The sequence below is a fragment of the Thiobacillus sp. genome, from assembly GCF_024708915.1.
The window spans coordinates 1-9,372 of sequence record NZ_JANJXQ010000089.1 but is presented as its reverse complement, the minus strand read 5'-3'; the positions used below and the strand labels follow the sequence as shown (position 1 = coordinate 9,372).

General features: G+C 64.9%; 8 protein-coding genes. 2 read left to right on the top strand and 6 right to left on the bottom strand.

The annotated features are described in order from the left end of the window. On the top strand, positions 1-1,534 hold a 1,534-nt coding region (locus Q0L94_RS07180; protein ID WP_296751779.1), incomplete at its 5' end, for a peptide chain release factor 3. 215 nt (positions 1,535-1,749) lie between these two features. Here Q0L94_RS07180 and Q0L94_RS17905 read toward each other — a convergent pair. Beyond that, positions 1,750-2,532 (bottom strand): PAS domain S-box protein, encoded by a 783-nt coding sequence (locus Q0L94_RS17905; RefSeq protein ID WP_366799319.1) that lies wholly within the window; start codon positions 2,530-2,532, stop codon positions 1,750-1,752. A gap of 225 nt (positions 2,533-2,757) precedes the next feature. On the opposite strand from Q0L94_RS17905, the gene glgP reads away from it, so the two are divergent. Further along, complete coding sequence (gene glgP / locus Q0L94_RS07165; protein WP_296751773.1) at positions 2,758-4,467, top strand: alpha-glucan family phosphorylase; 1,710 nt, start codon at positions 2,758-2,760, stop codon at positions 4,465-4,467. 69 nt (positions 4,468-4,536) lie between these two features. Here glgP and radA read toward each other — a convergent pair whose 3' ends face one another. The 5 genes from radA to Q0L94_RS07140 form a co-directional block, all read right to left on the bottom strand. Beyond that, positions 4,537-5,901: a DNA repair protein RadA gene (gene radA, locus Q0L94_RS07160; RefSeq protein ID WP_296751771.1), complete on the bottom strand. Its 1,365-nt coding sequence runs from the start codon at positions 5,899-5,901 to the stop codon at positions 4,537-4,539. A gap of 2 nt (positions 5,902-5,903) precedes the next feature. Beyond that, positions 5,904-6,797: a cysteine synthase CysM gene (cysM, locus tag Q0L94_RS07155; protein ID WP_296751768.1), complete on the bottom strand. Its 894-nt coding sequence runs from the start codon at positions 6,795-6,797 to the stop codon at positions 5,904-5,906. Further along, on the bottom strand, positions 6,794-7,792 hold the full coding sequence (gene rfaD, locus Q0L94_RS07150; RefSeq protein ID WP_296751766.1) for an ADP-glyceromanno-heptose 6-epimerase: 999 nt from the start codon (positions 7,790-7,792) through the stop codon (positions 6,794-6,796). Before rfaD ends, cysM begins: the two co-directional genes overlap by 4 nt. Further along, the gene (gene rfaE1, locus Q0L94_RS07145; protein WP_296751782.1) at positions 7,789-8,718 is read right to left on the bottom strand and encodes a D-glycero-beta-D-manno-heptose-7-phosphate kinase; all 930 of its coding nucleotides are present in this window, start codon (positions 8,716-8,718) and stop codon (positions 7,789-7,791) included. Before rfaE1 ends, rfaD begins: the two co-directional genes overlap by 4 nt. 5 nt (positions 8,719-8,723) lie before the next feature. Next, positions 8,724-9,372, bottom strand: a 649-nt coding sequence (locus Q0L94_RS07140) for a UDP binding domain-containing protein (protein WP_296751763.1), incomplete at its 5' end; no start/stop codon positions are given.

The window sequence follows — 9,372 nt, the reverse complement described above, 5'->3', positions numbered from 1 at the left end:
CGGCAAGACCACGCTCACCGAAAAGCTGCTGCTGTTCGGCGGCGCCATCCAGATGGCCGGCTCGGTGAAGGGCCGCAAGGCCGCCCGCCACGCCACCTCCGACTGGATGGCGCTGGAGAAGGAGCGCGGCATCTCGGTCACGTCCTCGGTGATGCAGTTCCCCTACGAGGGCCGCATCGTCAACCTGCTCGACACCCCCGGCCACGCCGACTTCGGCGAGGACACCTACCGCGTGCTCACCGCGGTGGACAGCGCGCTGATGGTGATCGACGTGGCCAAGGGCGTCGAGGAACGCACCATCAAGCTGATGGAGGTGTGCCGCCTGCGCGACACGCCGATCATGACCTTCATCAACAAGCTCGACCGCGAGGGCAAGGAGCCCATCGAGCTGCTGGACGAGGTGGAGAACGTGCTGGGCATCCAGTGCGCGCCCATCACCTGGCCGATTGGCATGGGCCAGCGCCTCAAGGGCGTGGTGCACCTGGTCACCGGCGAGGTGCACCTGTACGAGGCCGGCCGCAACTTCACCCGCCAGGACAGCACCATCTTCCCCTCGCTCGACGACCCGGGCCTGGAGGCGCGCATCGGCGCGCAAATGCTGGCCGACCTGCGCGACGAGCTGGAGCTGGTGCAGGGCGCCTCGCACCCCTTCGACAAGGACGCCTACCTGGCCGGCAAGCAGACGCCGGTGTTCTTCGGCTCGGCGGTGAACAACTTCGGCGTGCAGCCGCTGCTGGACTTCTTCGTCGAGCACGCACCCTCGCCGCAGCCGCGCGCCACCACGCGCCGCACGGTGTCGCCGGAGGAGGAAACCTTCTCCGGCTTCGTGTTCAAGATCCAGGCCAACATGGACCCGCAGCACCGCGACCGCATCGCCTTCTTCCGCGTCTGCTCCGGGCGCTACAGCCCCAACATGAAAGTGCGCCACCGCCGCACCGGCAAGGACATGAAGATCGCCAACGCAGTGGTGTTCATGGCCAACGAGCGCACCCGCATGGAAGACGCGGTGGCGGGCGACATCATCGGCATCCACAACCACGGCCAGCTGCACATCGGCGACACCCTCACCGAAGGCGAGGCGCTGCAATACAAGGGCATTCCCTACTTCGCCCCCGAACTGTTCTCCAAGCCGCGCCTGCGCGATCCGCTGCGCGCCAAGCAGCTGAACAAGGGCCTGCTGGAACTCGGCGAGGAAGGCGCGGTGCAGGTATTCGAACCCTTCGCCGACAACACGCTCTTGATCGGCGCGGTCGGCCAGCTGCAGTTCGAGGTCGTCGCCCATCGCCTGAAAACCGAATATGGCGTCGACGCCAGCTTCGAGAACGCCGGCATCCACACCGCGCGCTGGGTCACCTGCCCGGATGCACACCACCTCGCCGAGTTCACCAAGGCCAATTCGCTCAAGCTGGCGAAGGACGTCGACGGCAACCTGGTCTATCTGGCCGACACGCGGGTGAATCTCACGCTGGCGCAGGAGCGCTGGCCCAAGGTCGCGTTCCACGACACGCGGGAGCATGGGCAGGTGATGCGGTAGAACAGATGAGAAGTATCCGGATTAGTGAACTCCATCCCGGCTGACTTTCTCATCCACGTCATGGTGTTGCCATTAAAAATCTGAACAGCTCCGCCCAAAAGATTCTTATAGCGCGCCATCCGTTCGGCTGTTGGGGGCATGCCCGCCAGGTTCGGCATAGGATTGTGCCCCCATCCAGACCGGCCGGGAATCCATACTGCAATGAACACGACCTGTCAGATCGGCTTGACGGAATGAATGCCGCCACTCGATCCTGAAATGTCGAGATTACGCACCAGCACCAGCACGTTGTGGGGATCGAGGCGGTTGATAAACAATTCGCTGATAAAGGACCGGCCATCGCGGCACCGCGCCTTGAAGACAACTGCGCAGTGGCAGAGAAAAGCCAGCCGTGAGTTGATGCCGCCTTCCTGTACCAGATCGACGTTCGTCAGCTGCGGAAGGAGCATGGAAATATGACGGCCAACCAACTCCTCTTGCATATAGTCGAATATCTGCTCACATGCCCTGCTGCAATCACGAATCGTACCCATGTCATCCAGGGTGAATGTGCAGAGATCGTTCGGCCGGGCTTCGGGGATGTCGGAAGGGCGCGGCATGTTCGCTTGCGGGCTTTTCACCGGAAGAATGCTTGCTGTCGCCATGAATGACTCCATCGTTCCATTTGGGATCAAGATTTTGCCCCCTGAAAATGAACCCTCTGCGACAAGGGCAATACGTTTTTGTGTACGCTGGTGCAGGATGCGCCAGCTGCCGGAAGCATCAAGGCTTTCGCGTCTCCGGCCAAGGTAGCGAAACAACCGGATATGGGTGTAACTTAGACCATATTTCCAGAAAATATAAGGATGCGTTGCGATGAGAAAACCAGAGGATGAGTACCTCGAAAAGGCCGGCCAATTAAGCGAAGAAGAAACCGAACGCTTGTTGGCAAGAATGCGATCCAAGCTCACGCGCAGGCTGGAAAACAGAAAAATGAGCGTGCAGGAGGCCGTGGCCATTCAGCTCGAAATCGAAGACGAGGAGTTGCAGGAGTGGCGCGCACGCATGGCCGAAATCAGAAAGGAATCAAAGAAAAAGAGCCCTTAGGGAAGCCCTGAACTTAGACCGCCTGCCCCAAGGCATACAGGGCCACGCGCACGGCAATATCACGGGGTGTGATCTCCCGGCGTCATTCAGGTCGGCCCGGCCGCCGTCGCCGCACCCGCAACCTCTACCGCTCCCCCATGTCCGAAGCCGCGAGCAATACCGAAAGCTACACTCACAAACCCCGTGTGGCCTATTTCTCCATGGAAATCGCCATGGAGAACGACATCCCGACCTACAGCGGCGGTCTGGGTGTGCTGGCAGGCGATACCCTGCGCGCCGCGGCAGACATCGGCGTGCCGATGGTCGCAGTCACCCTGGTGTCCCGGACCGGGTATTTCCGCCAGGCAATCGATCCGCAAGGCCGACAGATCGAGCTTGCCGACGATTGGGAACCGGCACGCTATGCGACCCGGTTGCAGGCTACCGTGGCGCTGGAACTGGAAGGCCGCCAGGTGTGGGTGGGGGGCTGGCTCTACGTGATGAACTCCTGGATCGGTGAAGGCGTACCCATCCTGCTGCTGGACACGGACCTGCCGGTGAACGACCCGCGCGACCGCGATATCACCCACTCTCTTTATGGCAATGGCGATGCCTATCGGATCAAGCAGGAGGTGGTGCTGGGCGTCGGCGGCGTCGCCATGCTCCAGGCTCTGGGTTTCAAGCTTATGGGCTACCACATGAACGAGGGACACTCGGCCTTCCTCACCCTGGCACTGCTTCGGCGTTACGCTCGCCCCCGCGAAGGTCTGCGGCCTGGAGAAAGCGCCTACGATCTACCCCTCGTGCGGCAACTGTGCACCTTCACCACCCACACGCCGGTGGAGGCGGGACACGACAAATTCGATTACGACCTGGTGCGGCGCATCTATGGTGACCTGCTAGACCTGGACACCGTGAAACTGCTGGCCGGCGAGGACAAGCTCAACATGACCCGCCTGGCCCTTAACCTGTCGGAGTATGTGAACGGGGTGGCCAAGCGTCATGCCGAGGTTTCCCGCCAGATCTTCCCCGGCTATGTGGTGCACGCGGTCACCAACGGCGTGCATGCCTCCACCTGGACCAGCAAGTCCTTCGCCACACTCTATGATCAGCATGTGCCGGGCTGGGGCCATGAGCCGGAACTCCTCGCCCGGGCCGACCGCATCCCGAACGACTTGCTCTGGGCGGCGCACCGGGACGCCAAGCAGGCGCTGCTGGACAAGGTTCGGGAACTCGCCGGGGTGAGCCTCAGCGCAGACCAGCCCATTCTCGGTTTTGCGCGGCGCATGACTGCCTACAAACGGGCGGACCTGATATTCACCGATTTTGAACGTCTCAAGCGTATTGCCGCAAAGTTTCCGTTCCAGATCGTCATGGCCGGCAAGGCCCACCCGAACGACATGGCAGGCAAGCAGCTCATCGAGACACTTCACCGCCATATCCGCGAGTTGGCGCAGGAAATCCCCGTGGTTTTCCTGCCCGACTACGACATGGAGCTGGCGCTGCACATGGTGTCCGGATCGGATCTCTGGCTCAACACCCCTTTGCGGCCGCTGGAAGCCTCGGGCACCAGCGGCATGAAGGCCGCCTTCAATGGCGTGCCGCAGTTATCGGTGCTGGATGGATGGTGGGTGGAAGGCTGCCTGGAGGGGGTGACAGGATGGGCCATCGGAGACGACAGCCCGACCGCCAACGGGCACGATGCCATGGCCCTGTACGACAAGCTGGAGCAGCTGATCCTGCCGCTTTGGTATGGGGACCGGGCGGGCTGGACTGCCGTCATGAAAGGCGCCATCAGCCGGAATGCAGCCTTCTTCAACAGCCACCGCATGATGCGCCGCTACGCCACGGAGGCGTATCTGAGATAAGCGCGCTACGCTCGGCTTCTGGAATGGCGGGCTCTGATTCGGCCCGATGAACCCGCATCCTGAATACGTTCAGTGGGTTCGGTTTTCCCTGAAAAAATGGATTGCTTCGTCCAGCCGATGCACGGGGTGGATCGCCATCCCCGGAATCTTCTGCTTGGGCTGGTTGGCGGCCGGCACGATGGCCTGGGTAAAGCCGAGCTTGGCCGCTTCCTTGAGGCGTTCCTGGCCGCGCTGTACCGGGCGGATTTCGCCGGCGAGGCCGACTTCGCCGAACATCACCAGCTTGTCGGGCAAGGGCTGGCTGCGCAGCGAGGAAACGATCGCGGCGAGCACGGCGAGGTCGGCGGCGGGCTCGCTGATCTTGACGCCGCCGACGGCGTTGACGAACACGTCCTGATCGAAGCAGGCGATACCGGCGTGGCGATGCAGCACCGCCAGCAGCATGGCGAGCCGGTTCTGCTCCAGGCCGACCGACAGGCGGCGCGGGCTGGGCGCATGGCTGGCGTCGACCAGCGCCTGGATTTCCACCAGGAGCGGCCGCGTGCCTTCCTGCGTCACCAGCACGCACGAACCGGGCACCGGCTCGCCGTGGCGCGACAGGAAAATCGCCGATGGATTTGACACGCCCTTGAGGCCCTTCTCGGTCATCGCGAACACGCCAATCTCGTTCACCGCGCCGAAGCGGTTCTTGAATGCACGCACCAGCCTGAACGAGGAGCCGGTGTCGCCCTCGAAATACAGCACGGTGTCGACGATGTGCTCCAGCACGCGCGGCCCGGCGATCGCGCCTTCCTTGGTGACGTGACCGACCAGGATGATCGCGCTACCGGTCTGCTTGGCGTGGCGCGTGAGCTGCGCGGCGCATTCGCGCACCTGCGCGACCGAGCCGGGTGCCGACGTGAGCGCCTCGGAATACACGGTCTGGATCGAGTCGATCACCGCGACCGCGGGCTTCAGCGCCTCGAGCTGCGCGAGAATGGCCTCCAGGCGGATCTCCGGCAGCACCGGCAGGTTCGTCTCCGGCAGCGAAAGGCGACGGGCGCGCAGCGCGACCTGGCGCGCCGACTCCTCGCCGCTGACGTAGAGCGTCTTCATGCGGGCCGACAGGCCGGCGAGCGCCTGCAGCAGCAGCGTCGACTTGCCGATGCCGGGGTCGCCGCCGATCAGCGTCACCCCGCCCGGCACCAGGCCGCCACCGAGCACGCGGTCGAGCTCGCCGATGTCGGTGGCGATGCGACTTTCCTCGGAAGCCTCGACGTCGTGCAGCATCTGCACCTGGCTGGTCGCTGCAAGCGAAGCGAAGCGCGGCTTCGCCGATTCGGCGACGGTCTCGACCAGCGTGTTCCAGGCGTTGCACGCCGGGCACTGCCCCTGCCACTTGGGCGACTGCCCGCCGCACTCGGTGCAGGTGTAGACCGTCTTCGCCTTGGCCACGCTTACGCCGGAAAGACGCCGGTCGAGAGATAGCGATCGCCGCGGTCGCAGACGATGGAAACGATCACTGCGTTCTCGACTTCCTTCGAGACCTGCAGCGCAGCCCACAGGGCACCACCCGACGAAATACCGGCGAAGATGCCCTCCTCGCGTGCGAGCCGCCGGGTGGTCTCCTCGGCGTCCTCCTGGCTGACGTAGATCATGCGGTCGACGCGGCTCGGGTCGCAGATCGTCGGCACGTATTCCGCCGGCCACTTGCGGATACCGGGAATCTGCGCACCCTCTGTCGGCTGCACGCCGACGATCTGGATCGCCGGGTTTTGCTCCTTGAGATAGCGCGAGCAGCCCATGATGGTCCCGGTGGTGCCCATGCTGGAGACGAAGTGGGTGACCCGGCCTTCGGTGTCGCGCCAGATCTCGGGGCCGGTGGTGCGGTAGTGCGCCTCGGGGTTGTCCGGGTTTGCGAACTGGTCGAGCACGCGGCCGACGCCCTGCTTCTCCAGTTCGAGCGCGAGGTCGCGCGCGCCCTCCATGCCGGCGTCGCGGCTCACCAGCCTCAATTCCGCGCCGAACGCACGCATCGTCTGGCGCCGTTCGATCGAGAGGTGCTCCGGCATGATGAGGATCATCTTGTAGCCGCGCATCGCCGCCGCCATCGCCAGCGCGATGCCGGTATTGCCGCTGGTCGCCTCGATCAGCGTGTCGCCCGGCCTGATCTCGCCGCGCGCCTCGGCACGCTCGATCATCGACAGCGCCGGGCGGTCCTTCACCGAGCCGGCCGGGTTGTTGCCCTCGAGCTTGACCAGCACGACGTTGCTGGTCGTGCCGGGCATGCGCTTCAGGCGCACCAGCGGAGTGTTGCCGACGGTGTCCTCGATCGTCTTGTAGGTGCTCATGCTTTCAGGAGATGCTCGATGTAGCGCGCGGTGCCTTCTTCCACGCTGTAGAACGGCGCATCGTAGCCGGCGCGGCGCAGGGCCGAGATGTCCGCCTCGGTGTAGCTCTGGTACTTGCCCTTGAGCGCATCCGGGAAGGCGATGTAGCTGACGACGCCCTGCGCCTGCATCTGCTCGAGCGTCAGGGCGGCCTGCCCCTCCGCCGCGCGGCAGGCGTTCACCGCCGCGACCGCGACGTCGTTGAAGCTCTGGCAGCGCCCGGTGCCGACGTTGAAGATGCCCGACACGTCGGGATGGTCGAGGAACCACATGTTGACGCGCACGACGTCCTCGACCGACACGAAATCGCGCCGCTGCTCGCCGTTGGGGTAGCCGTCGCAGCCCTCGAACAGCTTCACCCGCCCCTCGGCGCGGTACTGGTTGAAGAAATGGAACGCGACCGAGGCCATGCGCCCCTTGTGCTGCTCGCGCGGCCCGTAGACGTTGAAGTAGCGGAAGCCTGCGATCTGCGCCGTGCGCTCGTTCCACAGCCTGCGCACGCTCTGGTCGAAGAGAAACTTCGAATAGCCGTAGACGTTGAGCGGCGACTCGAACTCGCGCGACTCGGAAAACACGCGTCCCGCGCCGTACACGCTGGCCGACGAGGCATAGAGGAACTGCGCCCCTTCGTCCTGGCAGAACTTCAGCAGCGCGCCCGAATAGCGGTAGTTGTTCTCCATCATGTAGCGGCCGTCGGTCTCCATGGTGTCGGAGCACGCGCCCTCGTGGAAGATCGCCGCCACGCTGCCGTCGAGCACGCCCTCTTCGACCAGGTCGAGGAACTCGGCCTTGTCGATGTAGTCCGCGATTTCGCAGTCGGTCAGGTTCCTGAACTTGTCGGCCTTGGTGAGATTGTCGACCGCGATGATGTTGGTCTCGCCACGCTCGTTGAGCGCCTTCACGATATTGGCGCCGATGAATCCGGCGGCGCCGGTGACGACGGTGTACTGGCTCATGCTGCCTCCCCAAAAACTTCGTCCGCTGTGGCAACTGCGGTGCCGAACTTGCCGACGACGATGCCCGCCGCCCGGTTCGCCAGGCGCACGGCTTCCAGCCCACCCGCACCGGCGGCGAGCGCGACCCCGTAGGCGGCGATCACGGTGTCGCCGGCGCCGGACACGTCGAACACCTCCTGCGCCCGCGTCGCCTCATGGTGCGCACCAGAGGCGTCGAACAGGCTCATGCCCTCCTCGCTGCGCGTCACCAGCAGCGCGTCGAGCTGGTACGTCGCGCGCACGGCGGCAGCCTTGGCGGCGAGCTCGGCCTCGGTCTTCCAGCTGCCGGCGACCTCGCGGAATTCGCTGCGGTTGGGCGTGATCACGGTCGCGCCCGTATAGCGCGCCCACTCGTCGCCCTTCGGATCGACGAGGATGGGCTTGTTCGCCGCACGCGCCAGCTCGATCATGCGCGTGACGTGCGTGAGCCCCCCCTTGCCGTAGTCGGACAGGATCACCACGTCGCAGTCGGCCAGCAGCTGCGCGTATGCCTCCAGCTTGGCGGCCAGCACTTCGTGGCCGGGTTGGGTCTCGAAGTCGACACGCAGGAGCTGCTGCTGGCGGCCGATGACGCGAAGCTTGGTGATGGTCGAATAGTCGGGGTCGACGTGCAGTTGGACCTCGAACGGCTCGGCCTCGAGGAGCGTGCGCAGCGACTGGCCCGCCTCGTCCCGCCCCACCACCGACAGCAGCGTCACCCTCGCCCCGAGCGCGGCCGCGTTGCGGGCGACGTTGCCGGCGCCGCCGACACGATCCTCGTTGCGCGTCACGTGCACGACCGGGACCGGTGCCTCGGGCGAGATGCGCGAGACGTCGCCGAACCAGTAGCGGTCGAGCATCACGTCGCCGACCACCAGGATTCGGCCACGCCGGATGGCGTCACGCAGCGCGTTCACGGGCGCCCGATCGGCAGATAGTCGAATCCCATCTCCCGCATCGCCTGCGGCTCGTAGAGATTGCGGCCGTCAAAAACCAGCGGCGCCTTCAGCAGCGCCTTCATGGTGTCGAAATTGGGGCTGCGGAACACCTTCCATTCGGTGACGATGAGCAGCGCATCGGCCCCCTTCAGCGCATCCATCGGGCTGTCGACGAGCAGGAGGTCGGCGCGCTCGCCGTAGATGCGCCGCGTCTCCTCCATCGCGGCCGGGTCGTACGCCGACACGCTCGCGCCCATCGCCCACAGGGCCTCGAGCATGGTGCGGCTGGGTGCTTCGCGCATGTCATCGGTATTGGGCTTGAAGGCGAGCCCCCACATGGCAAAACGCCGGCCCGTGAGGTCCGTGCCGAAGCGCGCGGTGAGCCTGCCGATGAGAACGCGCTTTTGTGCGTCGTTGGCGTCCTCGACAGCATCGAGCACGCGCACGGGGATGCCGTTTTCCTGCGCGGTGCGGCGCAACGCCTGCACGTCCTTGGGGAAGCATGAACCACCGTAGCCGCAACCGGCGTAGAGAAAGTGGTAGCCGATGCGCGGATCGGAGCCGATACCGTGGCGCACCTGTTCGATGTCGGCGCCAAGCTTTTCCGCGAGAACGGCGAGCTCG